Origin of the sequence: Aromatoleum evansii (assembly GCF_012910805.1) — a bacterium.
GTDB classification, from domain to species: Bacteria; Pseudomonadota; Gammaproteobacteria; order Burkholderiales; family Rhodocyclaceae; genus Aromatoleum; species Aromatoleum evansii.
In genome coordinates this window covers 45,751-67,896 of the sequence record NZ_WTVK01000023.1, presented here as the reverse complement: position 1 = coordinate 67,896, position 22,146 = coordinate 45,751, and the positions used below count along the sequence as shown (strand labels likewise).

Genomic DNA, 22,146 nt, shown 5'->3' with positions numbered 1-22,146 from the left:
GTCTCGCGACAAGGCAGCGGAAGCGCCGCTGGAGAGGTGCCCGCCCAGGTGAGGGGCATATAGCGGTCCGATTATATGCGGAGGCGATCGGCAGCGGTTGCGCCGTCATTCGTGGATGTCGCCATCCACGTAATACCAGCGATGCCCCTCCCGCACGAAACGGCTGGTCTCGTGCAGGCGATGCGCGCGCCCGCCCACCCGATAGCGGGCGACGAACTCGACGATGGCGGTGTTTTCCCCGGTCTGAAGGTGTTGGCGCACCTGCAGCCCGATCCACTTCGGCGCCGGTTCCCCTCCGGCGAGGTCAAGCGTCGCAGGGCGCGTCGACTGATGCCAGCTCTCGAGCAGGTAGGCCTCGTTGGACTGCGTGAAGGCGGTGTAGCGGCTGCGCATCAGCGCCTCGGCCGAATCGGCCGGCACTTCGCCGGCGATCACCGGCGCGCAGCACTCGGTGAAGGTCTTGCCGGACTGGCAGGGGCAGGGGATGGCGAGCATGGCGAAAATGTCCGGATGTCAGTCCGGGCGACCGAGAATTTCCCGCAGCACGTAGGGCAGGATGCCGCCGTGGCGGTAGTAATCGACTTCGATCGGGGTGTCGATGCGGCACGTCACCGCCACGTCGCGCACGCTCCCGTCGCTGCGCCGGATCGAAAGCGTCAGGTCCTGGCGTGGTTGCAGCGTCGCGTCGATGCCCCGGATGTCGAAGGTCTCGTCGCCCGTCAGGCCGAGATTCTCCCACGAATCTTCGCCCTTGAACTGCAATGGCATGACGCCCATGCCGACGAGATTGGAACGATGAATTCGCTCGAAGCTCCTCGCGACCACCGCCTTCACGCCCAGCAGCTGTGTGCCCTTGGCGGCCCAGTCGCGGCTCGAGCCGGTGCCGTACTCCTCCCCGGCGAACACGACGGTGGGAACGCCTCGCGCCAGGTAGCCGGTTGCGGCCTCGAACACGGTGGTCTGGCGTCCGTCGAGCACCGTGTAGCCCCCCTCGATGCGCGACCCGTCGTCCCTCGGAGGCAGCATCATGTTCTTCACGCGCACGTTGGCGAAGGTGCCGCGCACCATCACGTCATGATGGCCGCGCCGCGAGCCGTAGGAGTTGAAATCCTGCTTTGCGACGCCGCGCGCCAGCAGCCACTGGCCGGCCGGCGTGCTGTCCTTGAACGAACCGGCGGGCGAGATGTGGTCGGTGGTCACGGAGTCGCCCAGCATCAGCAGCATGCGTGCGCCGACGATGTCGCCGACGGGGCGCGGCTGCATGGCGAAGCCCTCGAAGAAGGGTGGGCGGGCGATATAGGTCGATTCCGGCCAGCCGTAAACTTGTCCCGGGGTGGCCGGGATTTCGTTCCACAGGTCGTGGTCCCGGGTGAAGTCTGCATACAGGCGCGTGAAGGTCGCAGGGTCCAGCGCGAACGGTAGCACCGCGGCGATCTCCTCGGAACTCGGCCAGATCTCGCGCAGATAGACGGGGCGACCGTCGCGATCGGTGCCCAGCGGGTTCTCTGTGAGGTCGACGTTCACGCGGCCGGCGATCGCGAATGCCACGACCAGCGGCGGCGAGGCGAGGAAATTCGCGCGCAGGTTGGGGTGGATGCGCGCCTCGAAATTGCGGTTGCCCGACAGCACCGCAGCAGCGATGACGCTGTGTTCGTTGATCGCGTCGTTGAGCTCGGGTGCCAGATCCCCGGCGTTGCCGATGCAGGTCGTGCAGCCGTAGCCCGCCAGGGCGAAGCCCAGTTGTGCGAGAGGCTCGAGCAGCCCCGCGCGGCCGAGATAATCGGTCACCACGCGCGAACCCGGCGCGAGCGAGGTCTTCACGTGCGCTTGCACTGACAGTCCCTTTTCGACCGCCTTCTTCGCCAGCAGGCCCGCGGCGATCAGCACTGCCGGGTTGCTGGTGTTGGTGCATGAGGTGATTGCCGCGATCAGCACGTCGCCGTGGCCCAGCGTCACGCCCGGCAGCGCGGTCGGGAAGCGCGTGCCGAGCGCGGCTTCGGGCTGGCCGAAGCCGTTGTCGCTCGCCGGCAGGGAGAACAGGCGGTCGAACACTTCCTCCATGTCCTGCAGCGCGATGCGGTCCTGCGGCCGCTTCGGCCCTGCCAGCGACGGGATTATGGACGCCAGGTCGAGGCGCAGCGTCGTCGAATAGTCGATCTCGCCCGTGCGGGGAACGCCGAACAGGCCCTGCGCGCGGAAATAGGCCTCGAAGAGCTCGCATTCGGCTTCGGTGCGCCCGGTGTCGCGCATGTAAGCGACGGTTTTTTCATCGACGGGAAAGAAACCCATCGTCGCCCCATACTCGGGCGCCATGTTGGCGATCGTCGCGCGGTCGGTGACTGACAGGCTCGCGGTGCCTTCGCCGAAGAACTCGACGAACTTGCCGACCACCTTCTGCTTGCGCAGCATTTCGGTGACGGTGAGCACGAGGTCGGTCGCGGTCACGCCCTCCCGCAGTTGTCCCGTCAGCTCCACGCCGACGACGTCCGGTGTGAGGAAATACACCGGTTGGCCGAGCATCCCGGCCTCGGCCTCGATGCCACCCACGCCCCAGCCGACGACGCCGACGCCGTTGATCATGGTCGTGTGCGAATCGGTGCCGACCAGCGTGTCCGGGTAGTACAGCCGCCCCTCGGCGGTGTCGTGCCCGCGCACGCCGCGGAACAGGTATTCCAAGTTCACCTGATGCACGATGCCGATGCCCGGGGGGACGACCTTGAAGGTGTCGAAGGCCTGCATGCCCCATTTCATGAACTGGTAGCGCTCGCGGTTGCGCTGGAACTCGAGCTCCATGTTCTGGCGCAGCGCCTGCGGCGTGCCGTAGTGATCGACCTGCACCGAGTGGTCGACGACCAGATCGACCGGAACCAGCGGTTCGATCAGCTTGGGATTGCGCCCCGTAGCCGCTGCCACGTTGCGCATCGCGGCGAGGTCGCACAGCAGCGGTACGCCGGTGAAGTCTTGCAGCACCACGCGCGCAACGACAAAGGGGATCTCCTCGGTGCGTTCAGCGTTCGCCCCCCAGTTCGCGAGCTGGCGCACGTGCTCCGTGGTGATCTTGCGTTCATCGCATTGGCGCAGCACGGCTTCCAGAACGATGCGCAGCGACACCGGCAGCCGCGACACCTTGCCCGTCCCGGTGGCTTCCAGCGCCGGCAGCGAATGGAAAAGACCCCGCGTCCCGGAAACGGTGGTGAAGGTCCTGAGGGTGTCGAAAGCGCCTTGGGGCATGGTCGATCTCCTTCCTTGCGGTTCGTGGATGCCATGCCCGATGGCGGTTCGGGTGGCAAGTCATCCGTTTTTCATTGGAACGGCGTGTGCCGGATGCGTTCCCGTGCAGTCCTCGTGCGTTTCTGCGACGGGAGGGGCAAAGCAATCCCCGGAAGCCCCCCCCGCAGGGATACGCAAGTCCTTGGGGAGGAGTAGAATTCGCGCGCTGACGAGCGATCGTTGTTGCATTGCACCTCAAGTCTTATAAAAGACATATAATCTCGCAGCGTCGTCCGGGGCCGCATCCCCGACGCCCAGCCAACGTCACGAAAAAGGAAGGAATCCGCCGTGCTTGAAGCCTACCGTGCCCACGTCGCCGAGCGTGCCGCCCTCGGCATCCCGGCCCTGCCGCTGTCCAAGCAGCAGACGCAGGATCTGGTTGCCCTGCTGAAGAACCCGCCGAAGGGCGAGGAAGCCTTCCTCGTCGAACTGATCACCTATCGCGTCCCCGCCGGCGTGGACGACGCCGCCAAGGTCAAGGCCGAGTTCCTCGCCAAGGTCGCCAAGGGCGAGGAAGCCTGTGCGCTGATCTCGCGCGAGAAGGCGACGGAGCTCCTCGGCACGATGCTGGGCGGCTACAACGTCAAGCCCCTGATCGACCTGCTGGCCGACGCTGCCGTGGGTGCCGTGGCTGCCGAAGGCCTCAAGAAGACCCTGCTGGTGTTCGATTACTTCCACGACGTCGCCGAACTGGCTAAGGCCGGCAATGCGAACGCCAAGGCCGTGATGCAGAGCTGGGCCGACGCCGAGTGGTTCACCTCGCGTCCGGAAGTCCCCGCCTCGCAGAAGCTGACCGTGTTCAAGGTCACCGGCGAGACCAACACCGACGACCTGTCGCCCGCGCCGGACGCCTGGTCGCGCCCCGACATCCCGCTGCACGCGCTGGCGATGCTGAAGAACCCCCGCCCCGGCATCGAGGCCGACGAGCCGGGCGCCCGCGGCCCCGTCAAGCAGCTCGAAGCGCTCGCGAAGAAGGGCAACCTGATCGCCTACGTCGGCGACGTCGTCGGCACCGGTTCCTCGCGCAAGTCCGCCACCAACTCCGTGCTGTGGTTCACCGGCGAGGACATCCCCTTCGTCCCGAATAAGCGCTTTGGTGGCGTGTGCATCGGCTCCAAGATCGCCCCGATCTTCTTCAACACCATGGAAGATGCCGGCGCGCTGCCGATCGAACTCGACGTCGGCCAGATGGACATGGGCGACGAGATCGAGCTCAAGATCGACTCCGCGACCGCCAAGGTCACCGCGCTCAAGAACGGCGCCGTGATCGCCGAATCGCAGCTCAAGACCCCCGTGATCCTCGACGAAGTGCGCGCCGGTGGCCGCATCCCGCTGATCGTCGGCCGCGGCCTGACGACCAAGGCGCGTGAGGCGCTGGGCCTGCCCGTGTCGACGCTGTTCCGCCTGCCGGCGCAGCCGAACGATCCGGGCAAGGGCTACTCGCTCGCGCAGAAGATGGTCGGCCGCGCCTGCGGTCTGCCGGAAGGCAAGGGCATCCTGCCGGGCACCTACTGCGAACCGAAAATGACCACCGTCGGCTCGCAGGACACCACCGGCCCGATGACCCGCGACGAGCTCAAGGATCTCGCCTGCCTCGGCTTCTCCGCCGACATGGTGATGCAGTCCTTCTGCCACACCGCCGCCTACCCGAAGCTGGTCGACGTGCGTATGCACCGCGAGCTGCCGTCCTTCATCTCGACCCGTGGCGGCGTTGCGCTGCGTCCGGGCGACGGCGTGATCCACTCGTGGCTGAACCGCCTGCTGCTGCCGGATACCGTCGGCACCGGCGGCGACTCGCACACCCGTTTCCCCATCGGCATCTCCTTCCCGGCAGGCTCGGGCCTCGTGGCCTTCGCCGCGGCGACCGGCGTGATGCCGCTCGACATGCCGGAATCGGTGCTTGTGCGCTTCAAGGGCAAGCTGCAGAACGGCGTCACGCTGCGTGACCTGGTCAACGCGATCCCCTACTACGCGATCAAGCAGGGCCTGCTGACCGTCGAGAAGAAGGGCAAGAAGAACGTCTTCTCGGGCCGCATCCTCGAGATCGAAGGTCTGCCGGACCTGAAGGTCGAACAGGCCTTCGAACTGTCCGACGCCGCCGCCGAGCGTTCCGCTGCCGCCTGCGCGATCCAGCTGAACAAGGAACCGATCATCGAGTACATGCGCTCGAACATCACGCTCATGAAGTGGATGATCGCCAACGGCTACGAAGACAAGCGCACCCTGGGCCGCCGCATCAAGGCCATGGAGGCCTGGATCGCCAAGCCCGAGCTGCTCAAGGCCGACGCCGACGCCCAGTACGCCGCCGTGATCGAGATCGATCTCGCGGACGTCAAGGAGCCGATCGTCGCCTGCCCGAACGACCCGGACGACGTGAAGCTGCTGTCCGAAGTCGCCGGCGACAAGATCGACGAAGTCTTCATCGGCTCGTGCATGACCAACATCGGCCACTTCCGCGCCGCCGGCAAGGTCCTCGAAGGCAAGTCGGACATCCCGACCCGTCTGTGGATCGCCCCGCCGACCAAGATGGACGCGATGATCCTGAACGAGGAAGGCTACTACTCGGTGCTGGGCAAGTCGGGCGCGCGCATGGAAATGCCGGGCTGCTCGCTGTGCATGGGCAACCAGGCGCAGATCCGCAAGGGCTCGACGGCGATGTCGACCTCGACGCGCAACTTCCCGAACCGCCTCGGCATCGACACCCGTGTGTACCTCGGTTCCGCGGAACTCGCCGCAGTGTGCGCGCTGATGGGCAAGATCCCGAGCGTCGCCGAATACATGGAGCAGGTGCAGGCCGTCAATGCGAAGGCTGCCGACGTGTATCGCTACATGAACTTCGACCAGATCGAAGAGTTCAGCTCGGTCGCCGACACCGTCACGATCTAAGCGACTGTCGCCGCAGGCACAAAGCCCCGCGCCGGGAAACCGGCGCGGGGCTTTTTCATGTGCGCCCAGCATGGGCGCACTCCTACGGGTGCAAGTCCGGCCGTAAGTTGATCCCCAAGGGACTTCCCGTCAACCTCTTCCTTGCAGACCGGCCGCAGGCCGAATCCGCTGTTGATCATGCGGACATCTCAATCCTTTCCTGTTGATCACGCGTGGTCGTAACCAGTTTTAGACTGCCGCCCGGTGCGGACCCGCATGCCGGGTGGTGTGGGAGGGGAACGGTCAGGTGACCTGACCGCCCCTATCCCGATCGGTGCAGTCCGCATTTCTGCAAATGGGTGCATTTAAAAATTTTAAGCTTTGTAAGCGAACAGTAAGGGAGTGTTTCAACAATCCCGATGCGGCCTTGTCGGTCGAGCATCTCCGGCCGGGTGTCACACAAGGCGGAAACTATAAGAGGAGACATGATGGACGACACAAGTGCAGCGTATTGGCGTGCGACCCTCGGGTTGCTCGTCAAGGTTCTGGTGATCTGGTTCGTGATCTCGTTCGGGGCGGGCATCCTCTTTGCGCCAGCGCTGAACAGCATCTCCCTCGGCGGTTATCCGCTGGGATTCTGGTTCGCGCATCAGGGTTCGATCTACGTCTTCATCGCGTTGATCTTCTACTACGCGAAGAAGATGGGCGACATCGATCGTCAATTCGACGTTCACGAAGACTGAGGGCCGCGACATGGATCTGCAAACCACAATCTACATCGTCGTCGGGCTGAGTTTCGCCCTGTACATAGGCATCGCCATCTGGGCACGGGCGGGTTCAACGTCCGAGTTCTACGTCGCCGGCGGCGGTGTGCCCCCGGTCATGAACGGCATGGCGACGGCGGCCGACTGGATGTCGGCGGCCTCGTTCATCTCGATGGCCGGCCTCATCGCCAACATGGGCTACGGCGGCGGCCTGTTCCTGATGGGATGGACCGGTGGCTACGTCCTGCTGGCGTGCCTGCTGGCTCCCTACCTCCGGAAGTTCGGCAAGTTCACCGTGCCCCAGTTCATCGGCGACCGCTTCTACTCGAAGACCGCCTCGACCGTGGCCGTGATCTGCCTGCTGACCGCGTCGATCACCTACATCATCGGCCAGATGACGGGTGTGGGCGTCGCGTTCTCGCGCTTCCTCGGAGTGTCGAGCGAAACAGGGATCTACGTAGGTATGGGCATCGTGTTCATGTACGCGGTGTTCGGCGGCATGAAGGGCATTACCTACACGCAGGTGGCCCAGTACATCGTGCTGATCTTCGCCTACACCATCCCGGCGATCTTCATCTCGCTGCAACTGACCGGCAACCCGATTCCGCAGCTCGGCCTGGGCTCGGACATGAGCGGCAGCAACGTGTCGCTGCTCACCACGCTCGACCAGGTGGTGACCGACCTCGGGTTCGGCAAGTACACGACGACGACCGCGGGCAGCACGCTCAATATGTTCGTCTACACGATGTCACTGATGATCGGCACGGCGGGCCTGCCGCACGTCATCATGCGCTTCTTCACCGTGCCGAAGGTGGCCGATGCACGCACCTCGGCCGGCTGGGCGCTGGTGTTCATCGCCATCCTGTACACGACTGCCCCGGCCGTCGCGGCAATGGCCAAGCTGAACCTGCATTCGACCGTGAATGCCGCGGTGATGAAGGGCGGCGACCTGTACGCGCCCGAGGCCAGCATCAAGGCCGACGAGCGTCCGGACTGGATGAAGCGCTGGGAGAAGACCGGTCTGCTGAAGTTCGAGGACAAGAACGGCGACGGCCGCATCCAGTACTACAACGATGCGACCAAGAATGCCGACGCCAAGGCCAAGGCCGAACAGGCTGGCTGGAAGGGCAACGAGCTGACGGTCAATGCCGACATCATCGTGCTGGCCAACCCGGAAATCGCGCTGCTGCCCAACTGGGTGATCGCGCTGGTGGCCGCGGGCGGTCTGGCTGCCGCGCTGTCGACCGCTGCCGGTCTGCTGATGGCGATCTCCGCCGCGGTGTCGCATGACCTGATCAAGGGCGTGTTCATGCCGGACATCAGCGAGAAGGGCGAGCTGATGGCCGGCAAGATCGCCATGGCGGTCGCGATCGTGATCTCCGGCTGGCTCGGCCTGAATCCTCCCGGATTCGCGGCCGGTACGGTGGCGCTGGCCTTCGGTATCGCGGCCAGTTCGCTCTTCCCGGCGATCATGATGGGCATCTTCAGCAAGAAGATGAACAAGGAGGGCGCTGTGGCCGGCATGCTGGCGGGCCTTTTCGTGACCTTGTTCTACGTGTTCGCACACAAGGGCATCTTCTTCATCAAGGGCACCGAGTTCCTCGATCTGATCGGGGGCGCCAACAGCTTCTTTGGAATCACGCCGGAAGCCTTCGGTGCGATCGGCGCGCTGGTCAACTTCGGGGTCGCCTTCGTGGTCGACAAGCTCACGCAGGAGCCGCCGGAGCACATCCAGCATCTGGTGGAGAGCGTGCGTGTGCCGCGCGGAGCCAAGGCGGTCGATGGCGCCCATGCGCATTGATCGCTGACTGAAGCAGAAGCACCATCGCGGTGCCGCCCCCGGCCGGGGAGCGGCACCGCAGCCCCGGCCCGCGGTCGGGGCGGTTTTCCCCGCGGCGCGCGGCGCCGCAAGAGTCAGGAGCGTCACATGGCTTTCGACGTCGGCATCGCCCTCAACTGGATTCTCTTCCTCGCCTTATTTCCGATTGCCTTCTACTGGCTGCGGCGGGCGTGGCGCATCATCTTCCGGCGGGACTTCTCAGAAGTCGCGCTCAAGCGCGGCCAGCCGCCCGCAGACCCGCAGAAATTCGCGCCGTATACGGCGGTTATCAATCTGCTCGGTGGCGGCGTGGTGGCCTATGTGATCTTCGGTGTGCTGGCCGGGATCCTGCCTTACGAGACCTGGAGCGCCCTCGCCGGCGGCACGATCTGGTGCAAGTTCCTGGCAGATTTCATCCTGAGTCGCCATGCCCACCCTTTCGCTCTCCGGAAGAAAGGTGAGGCGGCGCCGGCCGCGGCCGACTGAGGGGCATCGCCCGGTCGCACCGGGCCGCGATGCGGATCAGCGCTTCTCGCCGATCTGGTACTTGCGGTCCAGATGGTTCATCGCCAGCACGTAGATCCCGATCAGGATGACAAAGGTGATCTGCGAGCCCTGGGCGAAGATGTAGAAGCCGAGCGGGAAGCTCATGAACGTGAAGCGGTTGAGTTCGTCGGCATAGTAGCCGGCGACGAAGCTCACGAGAAACCACACCGACAGCAACGAGAAGGTCAGCAACAAGTTGCTGCGCCAGTAAACCCGGTGCTGTTCGGTGAGCTTCATCGTGATTCTCCGGCAGCCTTACTGCCCGCTGCCGTGGCCGGTCCAGGCCTTGGCGAGACGTTGCTGCACGTCCTGCGGCGCTGGCTCGTAGCCGGTGGCGGTCATCGAGAACTCGCTTTCCCCGGCGCAGATCGCCTTCAGGCGTGCCTCGAAGCCTTCCATCTCGGCCAGCGGCAGCGTCGCAGTGAGCAGCGTGACGCCGCTCGCGGGGCTTTCGGTCGTCGTCAGGTGGCCGCGCCGGCCCGCGAATTCGCCGCTGACCTCGCCGAAGTTGCCGTCGGCGATCTTCACCGTGACGCTGACGAGCGGCTCCAGCACCACCGGACGTGCGCCGAGCAGCGCCTCGAGCGTCGCGTGCCGGCCGGCGGTGACGAAGGACACCTCGTTCGAGTCGACGGCGTGGGCCTTGCCGTCCGTGAGCACGACGCGGACGTCCTGCACCGGGAAGCCGGCTAGGGCGCCTTCGGCCAGCGCCTGACGCACGCCCTTCTCGACTGCGGGCAGGAAGTTGGTCGGGATCGCTCCGCCCTTGACCTCGTTGCCGAGTTCGATGCCCGAGCCGCGCGGCAGCGATTCGACGCGCAGCGCGACTTCGCCGAACTGGCCGGCACCGCCGCTCTGCTTCTTGTGCCGGTAGCGCGCCTCGGCCGTGCCGTTGATCGTCTCGCGGTAGGGCACGGACGGTGTCGCGGTGTCGAACTGCAGGTTCCAGCGCGCACGCAGCTGCTCGAGCATGATCTTCAGGTGCAGCTCGCCGAGCCCGCGCACGACGGTCTGCCGGGCCTGGTGGTCGAAGCCGACCTCGAGGCAGGGGTCTTCGTCGAGCAGGCGCGCAAGCGCCTCGGCGAGCTTCTGTTCGTCGCCGTGCTTCTGCGGGATCAGCGCGAGTCCGAACACGGGCTGCGGGTAGCTGGCAGGGGCGAGGTGGTAGTTGTCCTCATCGTGCGAGTCGTGCAGCACGGCGTCCGGGTGGATGTCGTCGACGCGCGCGACCGCGCAGATGTCGCCGGGCACGCCCAGAGGCGTCTCCGTCTGGTTCTTGCCCTGCAGGCGCAGCAGGTGCGAGACCTTGAAGGGCTTGCGGCTGTCGCCGATGTAGAGCTGGGTGTTGGGGCTGATGCGCCCCTGGTGGATGCGGAACAGGCCCAGCTTGCCGCGGTAGGGGTCGTTGGCGACCTGGAAGACGTGCGCGATGACGTGGCGGTCCGGATCGGCGGCGACCTCGACTTCCTGTGCGGCTGAGCCTTCGCCCTTGAGGAAGCGCGGCGGATTGCCTTCGGTCGGGTCGGGCATGAGGCGGCCGAGGATGTCGAGCAGTTCCTTGACGCCGGCGCCGGTGCGGGCGGAGACAAAGCACACCGGGATCAGGTGGCCTTCGCGCAGGGCCTGCTCGAAGGGGGCGTGGAGCTGCTCGGGGTCGAGCGATTCGCCCTGTTCGAGATAGCTTGCCATCAGGGCCTCGTCGAGCTCGACGACCTGATCGACGATGCTGTCGTGCGCAGCCAGGACGGAGGAGAAGGCCGGTTCGCGGTTGGCGTCGGGGGCGAAGAAGCAGTCGATCACCGCATCGCCACTAGCGGACGGCAGGTTGATCGGCAGGCATTCGCGCCCGAAAGTCGCGCACAGCTCATCCAGCAGCGCGGCGAGCGAGGCCGGCGTGGCCGCGTCGATCTTCGAGACGACGATGAGGCGGCATTTGTCGCGTGCGGCCTCCATCATGCGGCGGGTGCCGCTTTCGATGCCGGCGGGCGCGCTTACCAGCACCGCCGCGGTTTCGACTGCGGGGAGGGCGGACAGGGCGCGGCCGGCGAGATCGGGCAGTCCCGGGGTGTCGAGGAGGTTGACCCAGTGCCCGGCCCATTCGAGGTGCGCGAGCGAGGTCGATAGCGAATGCCCCATCGCCTTTTCCTGGGGGTCGAAATCGCTGATGGTATCGCCGCGCTCGATCGTGCCGGCGGCGCCGATGGTGCCCGAGGCGACGAGCAGGGCTTCGAGCAGGGTGGTCTTGCCACTGCCGGCGTGGCCGAGCAGGGCGAGGTTGCGGATGTCGTGAACCGAAGCAGGTGTCATGGACTTGTCCTCACGTGGCCTTTGTCTCGCAGTTTCCCCCTGTCGCCGCGGCTGCGCAACGGTTTTGCACCTATGCTCATGCGCTGCGCAGCCCGAGCAGCCGCGTCGTGGCGATGGCCAGCAGCGGCAGGGCGAGGCCCAGCAGCAGCACCGTGGCGAGGAGGTGGCCGAGTTCGGCGTAGTTCGCCGCCACGGTGACAGCGCCGCTCGCGACGTCGCGCACTTCGCGGGTGATCGTGTAGATCTCGTTGAGGTACTTGGTGCCGAGCTGGGAGGCCGACAGCGCAAGGTTCGTGAACGAGGCCATCACCGCGAAGAAGGTGGCCTTGAGGTGGGGCGGGGCGGAATTCGCGATCCACGCGAGCATCGGCACCATGGACACCTGTCCGAGCGGCGATTCCAGAGCCGTGTTGGCAATGGCGATGAAGCGTGCATCGACGATGCCGCCGGTTGCGGCAGCCGTCCACTCGTGCAGGCCGTGGAACATGCCGAGGATGGGCAACGACAGCAGGGTGCTCGCCATGGTCAGGAAGATCACGATGTGCGCGATCGACTTCTCGGCCATGAAACGGCGGAAGAGGAAGAGGCCGGCGAGCGTCAGCGTGCTGGTGATGAGGTCCAGCCGCGACAGGAAGCTCTGGTCGAAACCCAGCTCGTCGATCATCCACCAGCTCGCGCCGGCGCCGGGCCCGGGCATGGCACGGAAGACGAAGATCACGATGATGGTGCCGAGCAGGGTGCGGCGGGCCTCGTCCGACAGTTCGCGCACCAGGCGGTAGATCATCACGCCGATGATCGCGAAGGAGGCGCCGAAGATCAGTTCCTGTCCGTAGCCGAGGCCGGACAGTCCGACCGCAAGCGTGAGCGCGACGAACACGGCGCTGCCGCCGAGGATCCACCAGTTCGGCGCGGTGGCCTGCTCGGGGGCGTGGACGAGACGGTCGATTGTCGCCGCGTCGTGCCCGAGGCGGGCAAGGCGCCGGGCTTCGCGGCGCTTGAGGATGCCCGCGAGCAGCACGCCGCTGACCGACAGCAGCGGGATGATCAGCGCGTATTCGTAGATGCGCACGTAGATTGCGACCTTGTCCGCTTCGGGCAGGCTTTCGCTGCCCTGGAACATGGCGACGTTGGCCAGCGACACGAGCACGGTGCCGCCGATGATCGCGACGCGGCCGAGCATCTGCATCGTCGTGTGCATCAGGCGTACGGTCTCGTCCGGGTAGGGATGGCCGTCCTCGTCGAGCCGCGGCACGGCCTCGACGGTCATCGCGTCGGCGACGGCGTCCTGCATCACGTAGCCGACCGGTGCGAGCAACGCGGACAGCACGAACCACGCTTCGGCGGACATCACCTGCCGCATCGCGGCGGGGTTGCCGATCAGGCCGATCATGATGACGAGGCTGGCGGTGATGAGCGAGGCGCCGAGATACACGAGGCCGGCCTTGTGCCGCCACAGCAGATCGACGAGGTGGCCGATGGGCATCTTCAGCGCCCACGGGATGCCTGCCCAGAAGCCCAGTGCGGCGAGGAAGGAAGCGGACAGGCCGAGATAGTCCTTGACGAAGAAGGTACCGACGATGCCGGTGAGGCCGGAGACCCCCGCCGCGACATAAACCATCAGCGGCGGCAGGTAGGACAGGCGCATCTCGCGGCCGAGTTCGAGGATGTTGCGGTCGAACCAGCGAAGCAGGGCAGTCATCGGTGGAAGATTCCGTTGGGGCGTGGTCGGGGGAGCGGGACGGGGTGGCGATCAGTGCAGCAGCGATTCGAGCCAGGGCAGGATCCACGGCAGCATCAGCGCGGTGAGCAATCCGTTGAGCCCCATCGCCAGCGCCGCGAAGGCGCCGGCCTGCTCGCTCACCTGGAAGGCGCGCGCGGTGCCGATGCCGTGCGAGGCGATGCCGATCGCAAAGCCGCGAACGGCGTGATCCTCGATGCGCAGCAGGCGGTAGACGTAGCGGGCACCGACGGCGCCGAGGATGCCGGTGCTCATCACCAGCACGGCGGTGAGCGAGGGCAGGCCGCCGAGGCGCTCGGCGACGCCCATCGCGATCGGCATCGTGACGCTCTTGGGGGCCATCGACATCACCGACTCGCGGCTGGCGCCGAGCAGCGCAGCGATGCCGACGGCCGACAGGGCAGCCGTCAGCGAACCGGCGACGAGCGTGACCAGGAGCGGGAGCAGCATCCCCTTCAGCCGCTCCCACTGCGCGTAGAGGGGGATCGCGAGGGCGACGGTCGCCGGGCCGAGCAGGAAGTGCACGAACTGCGCGCCGTCGAAGTAGGTCTGGTAGGGCGTTCCGGTGAAGCTCAGGACGAGCACGAGGACGGTCACGGCAACCATCACCGGATTGAGCAGCGGGTGATGGTTGGCCCGACGGTAGAGCCACAGGGCGCCCTGGTAGGCGAGCAGCGTGAGGGTCAGGCCGAGCAGCGGCGTGGTGGAGAGGTAGACCCAGATCTCGCCGAGTGCAGGCTTCATGACCGGTCCTCGCCGTGCGGCGTGCGTCGGGAAAGCAGGTGGAGGAGCAGCGCCGAGACGCCGATCGACAGCAGGGTGCTCGCGATCAGCGCCACGGTCAGCGGCAGCCATTCGTCGGCGAGGCGCTGGAAGTGGAGCATGACGCCGGTGCCGGCGGGAATGAACAGCAGCGACAGGTGCTGCAGGATCCCGGTAGCGGTGCTGCGCAGGTCCCCGCCAGGTCCGCCGCGCATCACCAAGACTGCAAACATGAGACCCATGCCGATGACCGGGCCGGGGATGGGGAGGTCGAGTCCGCGGGCGAATGCCTCGCCGATAAGCTGGAACACAAGCAGTACGGTCAATGCGCCAATCATCGGATCGCGTGCTTCCTGTCGTGCGGGGTGGCCGTCATTCTAGTGTCAGGCGCTACCGCGACGTAAGGGTGCGTGCCCCGCAGTGTGCCGGGAGATGCATGAGGAGATCGTGCCGGCGTCCCGACGCAATCGCCGAGGTGACGAATATGCCCGTAAAGGGAAATGATGCATGGCGGCAAGCGGAATTTCTGGTTCAATGACGAATGCGGTGCTTCGCGAGCAATCGCGAACGGGAGAGCGCCGCAGCGCCGCGCATGAGGCGGAATCGCTTCGCGGAGGCAGGATTGTGTTGCATTGCGGCAGGCGGCGGCGACGAATCATTGCCGTTTGGGAGCGGAAGGGGGAAAGATGGGGGTAAGGAACGCTTCGGTGGTCCTGATGGCAGCGCTCGCCGGCTCCGCCTCGGGGGCGGAGGAAATCGGTCCGCTCGCCCGGGTGGTCGAGGACCCTTTCTTCGACGAGTTGCCGGTCGTGCTGTCGGTATCGCGCCTCGCGCAGCCCTTGCGCGATGCGCCGGGTTCGGTGACCGTGATCGATGCCGACACGATACGCACCTCGGGGGCTCGCGATCTCGCGGATCTGCTGCGGCTGGTGCCGGGCTTCCTGGTCGCGCATTCCTTCAACGGCGCGCCGAATGCCGTCTATCACGGCGTGACCGACGAGAATCCGCGCGGGTTGCAGATCCTGATCGACGGGCGCTCGCAGTACAGCCCGCTGTTCTTCGGCGGCGTGGCGTGGAACCTGATCGACGTGTCGCTCGACGAGATCGAGCGCATCGAGGTGATTCGTGGCTCGAATTCGGCAGCCTATGGTTCGAATGCGTTTCTCGGTGTCGTGAATGTCGTGACCCGCGAGCCGCGCGATACCCAGGGGGTGCGTGTGCGTGTCGGTCAGGGCAACGACGGGATTGCGGACCGACATGCGCGGGTCGGCATGCGCATCGGCGAGGCTGCACTGCGTCTGAGTGCAGAGACTACCCGTGACAACGGGGTCAAGCATTTCGATGACCGTCGCAAGAACCGGCGGGTGAATCTGCGCGCCGATATTCCGCTCGGTGCCGCGGACGAGCTGCAGGTCCAGGCTGGCAACGTCGAGATGGCTCTGCGCGCGGGGGAGGTCGGTGCCGTCACGAACCCTCCTCGCGAGCAGAAGGCGCTCAAGGAATTTCTCTCGCTCGGCTGGACGCGCAATCTCATCGACGGCGGCTCCGTGTCCCTGCGCTACACGCGTTCGAACGAGGTGTACGACGACGCATTCCTCGCGCGGGATTCCGGGTTGAGCCTGTTGATCGACTATCACACGACCACGACGCGCGACGAGCTGGAGTTCCAGCATACGGCGGTTCCGTCGCCCGAGACGCGCCTCGTTTGGGGTGTGGGCACGCGCCATGACGCGGTGCGGGGGGAGCAGTTCTACGGCCGTGGCGGTGACGCGGTGCGGCAGAGCGTGCATCGTCTGTTCGGAAATTTCGAGTGGCGTCCTTCCGAGGCGTGGACAACCAATCTCGGGCTGACCTGGGAGAACGACTCCCTCTCCGATACCTCGCTCGCGCCGCGCCTGGCGGTGAATTACCACCTTTCGCCGCGGCAGACGCTGCGTGCCGGGTTGTCGCGTGCGCATCGCATTCCCTCGCTGACGGAGGCGAAATCGCGCGAGTTCTACGGTGCCCTGGATGTGGGGCCGCCCTTCGGCGTGATTCCGCTGGAGATTGATCGCAATGCGAGCGGGGACGTCCACAAGGAGCGCATCGATGTGGCCGAGATCGGTTACCTGGGCGATTTCCGCGAACAGGGGGTGTTCGTCGATGTGCGCGTGTTCCAGGAGGAGGTCCGGGGGCGGATCCTGCCCGTTGCGCTCAGGCTTGCGCCGCCGCAGTGCGAGGTGCTCAGTCTCCTGGAAAGGCCCAGGAGTTGCGGGGATTACAAGGACTACATGAACGGGCAGGATGTCGACATCCGCGGTGCGGAATACCAGGTCCGCTGGCGTCCGCGCCAGGGCAGCGAGTTCACCCTCAACCAGTCCTTCGCGACGATCACGGCACATGCCAATTCCCATCTGGTGAAGGTCAATCGCGGTCTCGCGCGGGATGCCGAGCGCCATATGGAGCATTCGGTGCCCGACCACATCACGATGCTGCGCTGGACCCAGGCGTTGCCGGCGGGCATGGAAATGTCGATTGCCCATTTCCGCTATGGGCGTTTCCAGTGGACGACGCACACCTCGGTCGACGCGTACGAGCGTACCGATGTGCGGCTGGGCTATCCCTTCCGTGCGGGGCCGACGCGTGGCGAGCTTGCGCTGGTTGCTCAGGGCATCGAAGGGCGCCGTGCGGAATTCAGGCGGCGCGGTGCGGATCGCCACGACCCGGACTTCGCCGAGCCGCAATTCCTCGACCCGCGTGCCTGGGTGAGCCTGACGCTGGAGTTCTGAGGCCGCTTCAGGCGAGCAGGGCGTGACCGGCAGTGCGTGCGAGGATGCCCACCGCCGCGCCAAGCGCTGCCGGTTTCCACACGCTGGCGACGCGCCGGCCGGCCGAGATCAGCACCGCAACGCCTGGCACGTCCAGCGGGTGGATCAGGAAGCCGGCGCTGCGGTTGAGCATTCCCACGCTGGTTGAGCCTTCCCGCAGCATCTCGTCCATCACGCCCATCATGGCGGTGCCGCCCCCGATGTACTTGGTCAGCGTTGGCAGGATCAACGCAGGGTCGATCGACACGGCGGTCATCACCGGGGCGAGTAAGCGCGTGAGCAGGTCCACGGCGCCGCTCGAACGCAGTGCCAGCACCGCGACGAGCGCAAGTACGAGCATGGGGATCGCCCCTACCGCGATCTTGAAGGCTTCCGCTCCTGCACGGTTGATGACATCGAGCACCCCCTTGGCGTCTTCGGCGACGCGATGGTGCAGGGTCTCGTCGACTTGCCCTTCGACGGCCGACAGCCCGCGTGCGAAGCCGTGGTAGGTGACGGCAGCGGCGACGAGGCCGCCGACCACGGACAGCGCGAGGGTCAGCCCGAAGTCGAGTCCCATCGCGATCATCGGAAAGACGGCGTTGGCCTGCGCCATCGCCATCACCATCGCGAGGGTCGCAGCGAGATGGCGGTTGGAGGCGCCTCGGCCCTCCATCATCGTCAGTGTCGCGATCGGTGCGGCGAAGCTGACGAAATTGATCTGCAGTGCGGCAAAGACGCCCAGCCCGGTCAGGCCGGCGGGGCGCAGCGCGGGCGCGAGCACATGGACGACACGGTCCAGGACGCCCCTTGCTTCGAGCAGGCGCATCAGCGACAGCATGACGACCATCACCGGGAGGAGCACGAACAGCGAGAGTTCGACTGCGGAGCGCCCGGCGCGCAGGATGATGTCGGTGATGATGTCCATGTTGGTGGTCTGGATTGTGCAGTGCAGCGAATTCTACCGGAGCGAGTGCTCGGGATGCGGGGATTGCCCTTGCGCGGCGTCGGAGGCTATCGTTCGAGTTCAAACAATCGGGGCGAACCAGGAGACGGGCATGGCGATGGTGGAGACGGCGCGCGGCACGGTGTACGAGTGGCAGCGGGACCACATGGGGCACATCAACGTGCGTGCCTACCTGGACCTCTTCGATGCGGCCTGCTGGCAGTTCTACGGCATGGTCGGGCTGGGGCCGTCGCGGCTGCGCAGTGGTGAGCTCAAGCTGGCGGCGGTGCAGCAGAACGTCAGCTACATGAGCGAGCTATACCCGGGCGATACCGTGTTCGTGCGCACGGGGGTGGTGGAGATGCGCGAAAAGGTCATCCGGTTTCGCCACGAGCTGGTGAGCGTGGAAAACGGCGAGCTGTCGGCGGTATGCGAATTCACCGCCGTCTGCCTGGATCCGGAAACGCGCCGTTCGCGGCCCTTTCCCGCCGACGTCGCGGAGCGCGCGCATGGGCTGATGCTGCCGGCCGAGGGCTGACACGCGGAGGCTGAAGAAAAACGGCACCGCATGTGCGGTGCCGTCCGTGCGCCTGCCGGCCGGACGCGAGGTCCGGCCTCCGCGAGGCGACTCAGCCCTGCGCCTTCTTCACTTGGCGCCACTTGTGCAGCAGCGGCTCGGTGTAGCCGCTGGGCTGGGCGCAGCCCTTGAAGATCAGGTCCTTGGCGGCCTGGAAGGCGACCGACTTGTCGAAGTCCGCAGCCATCGGCTGGTACAGCGGGTCGCCCGCGTTCTGCTGGTCGACCACCGCGGCCATGCGCTTCAGGGTTTCCGTGACCTGCGCCTCGTTGGTGACGCCGTGGCGCAGCCAGTTGGCGATGTGCTGGCTGGAGATGCGCAGCGTCGCGCGGTCTTCCATCAGGCCGATGTTGTTGATGTCCGGCACCTTCGAGCAGCCCACGCCCTGGTCGACCCAGCGCACGACGTAGCCGAGGATGCCTTGGGCGTTGTTGTCGAGTTCCTGCTGGATCTCGGTGGCGCTCCAGTTCGCGGTGGCCGCGACCGGCACGGTCAGGAGGTTGTTGAGGAGGGTTTCGCGCTCGGCGGCGAGGCTGATCTTCTCCATCTCCTGCTGCACGGCCTGGACGTCGACCTGATGGTAGTGCAGCGCGTGCAGGGTCGCGCCGGTCGGCGACGGCACCCACGCGGTCGTCGCGCCGGCCTTCGGGTGGCCGATCTTCTGCTTCAGCATCTCGGCCATCAGGTCCGGCATCGCCCACATGCCCTTGCCGATCTGCGCCTTGCCGCGCAGGCCGCAATCGAGGCCCACCAGCACGTTCTGGCGCTCGTAGGCCTGGATCCACGCGGAGCTCTTCATGTCGCCCTTGCGGATCATCGGGCCCGCTTCCATTGCGGTGTGCATCTCGTCGCCGGTGCGGTCGAGGAAGCCGGTGTTGATGAAGGCGACGCGCGACTCGGCGGACTTGATGCAGGCGGCGAGGTTCACCGAGGTGCGGCGCTCCTCGTCCATGATGCCGACCTTCATCGTGCTGGCGGGCAGGCCCAGCAGCTGCTCGACGCGACCGAAGAGCTCGTTGGTGAAGGCGACTTCGGCCGGTCCGTGCATCTTCGGCTTGACGATGTACATGCTGCCGGTGCGCGAGTTGTTCTTCAGCTTCAGGTCGCGCAGCGAGATCAGCGCGGTGACGACGCCGTCCATGATGCCTTCGGGGATTTCCGCGCCGTCAGCAAGCAGAATCGCCGGGTTGGTCATCAGGTGGCCGACGTTGCGGATGAAGAGCAGCGAGCGGCCGTGCAGGCGCAGCGTGCCGCCGTTGGGCGCCGTGTATTCGCGGTCCGCGTTCATGCGGCGCTCGACCGTCTTGCCGCCCTTTTCGAAGCTCTCGACCAGGGTGCCGGTGATCAGGCCCAGCCAGTTGCGGTAGGCGAGGACCTTGTCCTCGGCATCGACCGCGGCGACCGAGTCTTCGCAGTCCATGATGGTCGAGATCGCGGCTTCGACGAGCACGTCCTTGATGCCGGCCGCGTCGGTCTTGCCGATCGGGTGGTTGCGGTCGAACTGGATCTCGAGGTGCAGGCCGTTGTTCTTCACCAGCACGGCCTTCGGTGCGGCGGCGTCGCCCTGGAAGCCGGCGAACTTCGAGGCGTCGGCGAGGCCGGTCTTGGTGCCGTCCTGGAGCGTGACGACGAGCTTGCCGCCTTCGACGGCGTAGCCCGTGGCCTTGGTGTGGTCGCCCTGGGCGAGCGGGGCGGCCTGGTTCAGCACGTCACGCGCGAAGGCGATGACGCGCGCGCCGCGCACCGGGTTGTAGGTCGAGCCGGCTTCGGCGCCGCCGTCCGAGGGGATCGCGTCGGTGCCGTAGAGGGCATCGTACAGGCTGCCCCAGCGCGCGTTCGCGGCGTTCAGCGCGTAGCGGGCGTTCATGATCGGCACGACCAGCTGCGGGCCGCACTGTTCGCGGATCTCGATATCGACGTTGGCGGTCGTGACCTTGAACGGGGCCGGCACCGGCTGCAGGTAGCCGATCTTCTCGAGGAAGGCGCGGTAGGCCGGCATGTCCTGGATCGGGCCGGGGTGGGCGCGGTGCCAGGTGTCGAGTTCGGTCTGCAGGCGGTCGCGTTCGGCGAGCAGTGCACGGTTCTTCGGCGCGAGTTCGTTGGCGAGCTCGCTGAAGCCTTTCCAGAACGCGCCGGCGTCGATGCCGGTGCCGGGCAGGGCCTCGGTTTCGATGAAGCGGTGCAGTTCGGCGTCGACCTGCAGCTGGTGGCATTGGATTCTCGTGCTCATGATTCCTCGCTCTTCAGATGAGATAGGTTTTATAGAAATAGTAGGTGGTGAGGACGCTGCCCACCCCGATGATGAAACGCCTCAACCACACGGCCGGCACCTTGCGGGCACCGACTGCCCCCCAATAGCCGCCGATGGCGGCCGTGACGATCATGACCAGCGTGTGTGGCCAGCTGACCGCGCCGGCGACGACGAAGGTGACCACCGCGACGCTGTAGATGATGGCCGACAGCCAGTTCTTCAGCGCGTTGATGTCGTGGATGTCGCGGTGCCCCTGGATGGCGAGCGCGGCGATCATCACGATGCCCATGCCGGCGCCGAAGAAGCCGCCGTAGACGGACACGCCGAGCTGGAACAGCAGGCCGCCCGCGGTGCCGTGCGAGGGGCCCTCGTTCGCGCGTTGGCGCAGGCGTGCAAGGAGCGCCGAGATCTGGCCGCTGCCGGCGAACATCACGGTCGCGACGAGCAGCAGCCACGGGATCAGCATCGAGAAGGTGTCGTCCTTGGTCGACAGCAGCAGCAGGCCGCCGCCGATGCCGCCGACCAGGGCGACGAGTGACAGCGCCAGCAGCCCCTTGCGGAAGCGCGCGAGCTCCTTGCGGTAGGCCCAGGCGCTGGAGAGGCTGGCGGGCCACAGCGCGACCGCGTTGCTGGCGTTGGCCACCACCGGCGGCACACCGACGGCGAGCAGGGCCGGGAACGAGAAGAAAGTGCCGCCGCCGGCGACCGAATTCATCGCCCCTGCCATTGCGGCGGCCAGTCCGATGATGAGGATCTCGCTGGCGGTCATGGGCGGGCAGCGGGCGCGCAGCGCGCCTGCACGAATTCGACGATGTCGGTCAGGCGCTGGCCGACTGCGGTGGGCGCCACGCCGAGTTCTTCCATCGGCAGCTGTGCGCGGTTGATCCAGAAGGTGGTGTAGCCGAACCAGGTCGCGCCGGCGGCGTCCCAGCCGTTCGAGGACACGAAGAGGATCTCCTTCGCCGGCACACCGAAGGCGTCGGGGCCGAGCTGGTAGGCGGCGTCGGCGGTCTTGTACTGATGCACGGCGTCGACGGAGAGCACGTGGTCGAACAGCCCGGTCATGCCGGCGCTCTTGATCGCCACGTCGAGCATCTGCGGCGTGCCGTTCGACAGCACGGCCATAGGCAGGCCGAGCGCGCGCAGCGCCTTCAGCGCACCGAGGTTCTCCGGGAAGGGCGACAGGCAGGCATACTGGTTCATCAGCTGGCGGCGCTGCGATTCGCTCAGCGCGAGGCCGAGCTTCTTCGCCGAGTACACGAGGCCGTCCTCGGTGATCTCGAGGAAGGGCTTGTAACGGGCGGACAGCGTGCGCAGGAAGGAGTATTCGATCTGCTTGAGGCGCCAAAGCGCCGTGAGCGCCTCTCCCTTGCCGGGAAAGAGCTGTTCCGCGAGCGCGCCGACCGAGTACACGTCGAAGAGCGTGCCGTAGGCGTCGAAGGCGACTGCGCGGATGCGCTCGGTGGGTTTCATGCGGGGGTCCTGGTGTTGTCGTTCGCGCCTTGAGTGGCCGGC

17 protein-coding genes are annotated in these 22,146 nt (G+C 66.3%); 6 read left to right on the top strand and 11 right to left on the bottom strand.

What is annotated here, in order from left to right:
• Positions 1–105: 105 nt before the first annotated feature.
• Complete coding sequence (locus GO615_RS13515) at positions 106–495, bottom strand: YchJ family protein (protein ID WP_169128868.1); 390 nt, start codon at positions 493–495, stop codon at positions 106–108.
• Between the two features lie 18 nt (positions 496–513).
• Positions 514–3,231, bottom strand: coding sequence for an aconitate hydratase AcnA (gene acnA / locus GO615_RS13510; RefSeq protein WP_169128866.1), 2,718 nt, complete (start codon positions 3,229–3,231; stop codon positions 514–516).
• Between the two features lie 327 nt (positions 3,232–3,558).
• On the opposite strand from acnA, the gene GO615_RS13505 reads away from it, so the two are divergent.
• The 4 genes from GO615_RS13505 to GO615_RS13490 all read left to right on the top strand — a co-directional run bounded on the left by GO615_RS13505 (position 3,559) and on the right by GO615_RS13490 (position 9,204).
• Positions 3,559–6,156 (top strand): bifunctional aconitate hydratase 2/2-methylisocitrate dehydratase, encoded by a 2,598-nt coding sequence (locus tag GO615_RS13505; RefSeq protein ID WP_169128864.1) that lies wholly within the window; start codon positions 3,559–3,561, stop codon positions 6,154–6,156.
• A gap of 464 nt (positions 6,157–6,620) precedes the next feature.
• Positions 6,621–6,878, top strand: a complete 258-nt coding sequence (locus GO615_RS13500) for a DUF4212 domain-containing protein (RefSeq protein ID WP_169128862.1) — start codon at positions 6,621–6,623, stop codon at positions 6,876–6,878.
• A 10-nt stretch (positions 6,879–6,888) separates the two neighbouring features.
• A complete protein-coding gene (locus GO615_RS13495; RefSeq protein ID WP_169128860.1) occupies positions 6,889–8,700 on the top strand; it encodes a sodium:solute symporter family protein in 1,812 nt (603 codons plus the stop codon).
• 126 nt (positions 8,701–8,826) lie between these two features.
• Complete coding sequence (locus GO615_RS13490) at positions 8,827–9,204, top strand: hypothetical protein (protein WP_169128858.1); 378 nt, start codon at positions 8,827–8,829, stop codon at positions 9,202–9,204.
• A gap of 36 nt (positions 9,205–9,240) precedes the next feature.
• Here GO615_RS13490 and GO615_RS13485 read toward each other — a convergent pair whose 3' ends face one another.
• From GO615_RS13485 to GO615_RS13465, 5 genes are all read right to left on the bottom strand, one after another.
• Positions 9,241–9,501 carry a DUF4212 domain-containing protein gene (locus tag GO615_RS13485; RefSeq protein ID WP_169128856.1) on the bottom strand — a complete coding sequence of 87 codons (261 nt, stop codon included), beginning with the start codon at positions 9,499–9,501 and terminating at the stop codon, positions 9,241–9,243.
• An 18-nt stretch (positions 9,502–9,519) separates the two neighbouring features.
• A complete protein-coding gene (gene fusA, locus GO615_RS13480; protein WP_169128854.1) occupies positions 9,520–11,571 on the bottom strand; it encodes an elongation factor G in 2,052 nt (683 codons plus the stop codon).
• Positions 11,572–11,647: 76 nt separating this feature from the next.
• A complete protein-coding gene (locus GO615_RS13475; protein ID WP_169128852.1) occupies positions 11,648–13,270 on the bottom strand; it encodes an MFS transporter in 1,623 nt (540 codons plus the stop codon).
• Positions 13,271–13,321: 51 nt separating this feature from the next.
• Entirely contained in the window at positions 13,322–14,053 is a 732-nt protein-coding gene (locus tag GO615_RS13470) for an LrgB family protein (RefSeq protein WP_169128850.1), read from the bottom strand.
• Positions 14,050–14,409 (bottom strand): CidA/LrgA family protein, encoded by a 360-nt coding sequence (locus GO615_RS13465; protein WP_169128848.1) that lies wholly within the window; start codon positions 14,407–14,409, stop codon positions 14,050–14,052. The genes GO615_RS13470 and GO615_RS13465 overlap by 4 nt, the downstream gene beginning before the upstream one ends.
• A 378-nt stretch (positions 14,410–14,787) precedes the next feature.
• Between GO615_RS13465 and GO615_RS13460 the strand changes: the two genes are divergently transcribed.
• Positions 14,788–16,839 (top strand): TonB-dependent receptor plug domain-containing protein, encoded by a 2,052-nt coding sequence (locus GO615_RS13460; protein ID WP_246262276.1) that lies wholly within the window; start codon positions 14,788–14,790, stop codon positions 16,837–16,839.
• A 7-nt stretch (positions 16,840–16,846) separates the two neighbouring features.
• On the opposite strand, the gene GO615_RS13455 is transcribed toward GO615_RS13460, so the two are convergent.
• Positions 16,847–17,785, bottom strand: a complete 939-nt coding sequence (locus GO615_RS13455; RefSeq protein WP_169128844.1) for a nucleoside recognition domain-containing protein — start codon at positions 17,783–17,785, stop codon at positions 16,847–16,849.
• Positions 17,786–17,915: 130 nt separating this feature from the next.
• On the opposite strand from GO615_RS13455, the gene GO615_RS13450 reads away from it, so the two are divergent.
• Positions 17,916–18,341: an acyl-CoA thioesterase gene (locus GO615_RS13450; protein ID WP_169128842.1), complete on the top strand. Its 426-nt coding sequence runs from the start codon at positions 17,916–17,918 to the stop codon at positions 18,339–18,341.
• Between the two features lie 91 nt (positions 18,342–18,432).
• On the opposite strand, the gene GO615_RS13445 is transcribed toward GO615_RS13450, so the two are convergent.
• The 3 genes from GO615_RS13445 to GO615_RS13435 are packed head-to-tail and all read right to left on the bottom strand — an operon-like array spanning position 18,433 to position 22,104.
• The gene (locus tag GO615_RS13445) at positions 18,433–20,610 is read right to left on the bottom strand and encodes a malate synthase G (RefSeq protein ID WP_169128840.1); all 2,178 of its coding nucleotides are present in this window, start codon (positions 20,608–20,610) and stop codon (positions 18,433–18,435) included.
• Between the two features lie 13 nt (positions 20,611–20,623).
• A complete protein-coding gene (locus GO615_RS13440) occupies positions 20,624–21,400 on the bottom strand; it encodes a sulfite exporter TauE/SafE family protein (protein WP_169128838.1) in 777 nt (258 codons plus the stop codon).
• Entirely contained in the window at positions 21,397–22,104 is a 708-nt protein-coding gene (locus GO615_RS13435; protein WP_169128836.1) for a haloacid dehalogenase type II, read from the bottom strand. Before GO615_RS13435 ends, GO615_RS13440 begins: the two co-directional genes overlap by 4 nt.
• Positions 22,105–22,146: the final 42 nt, after the last annotated feature.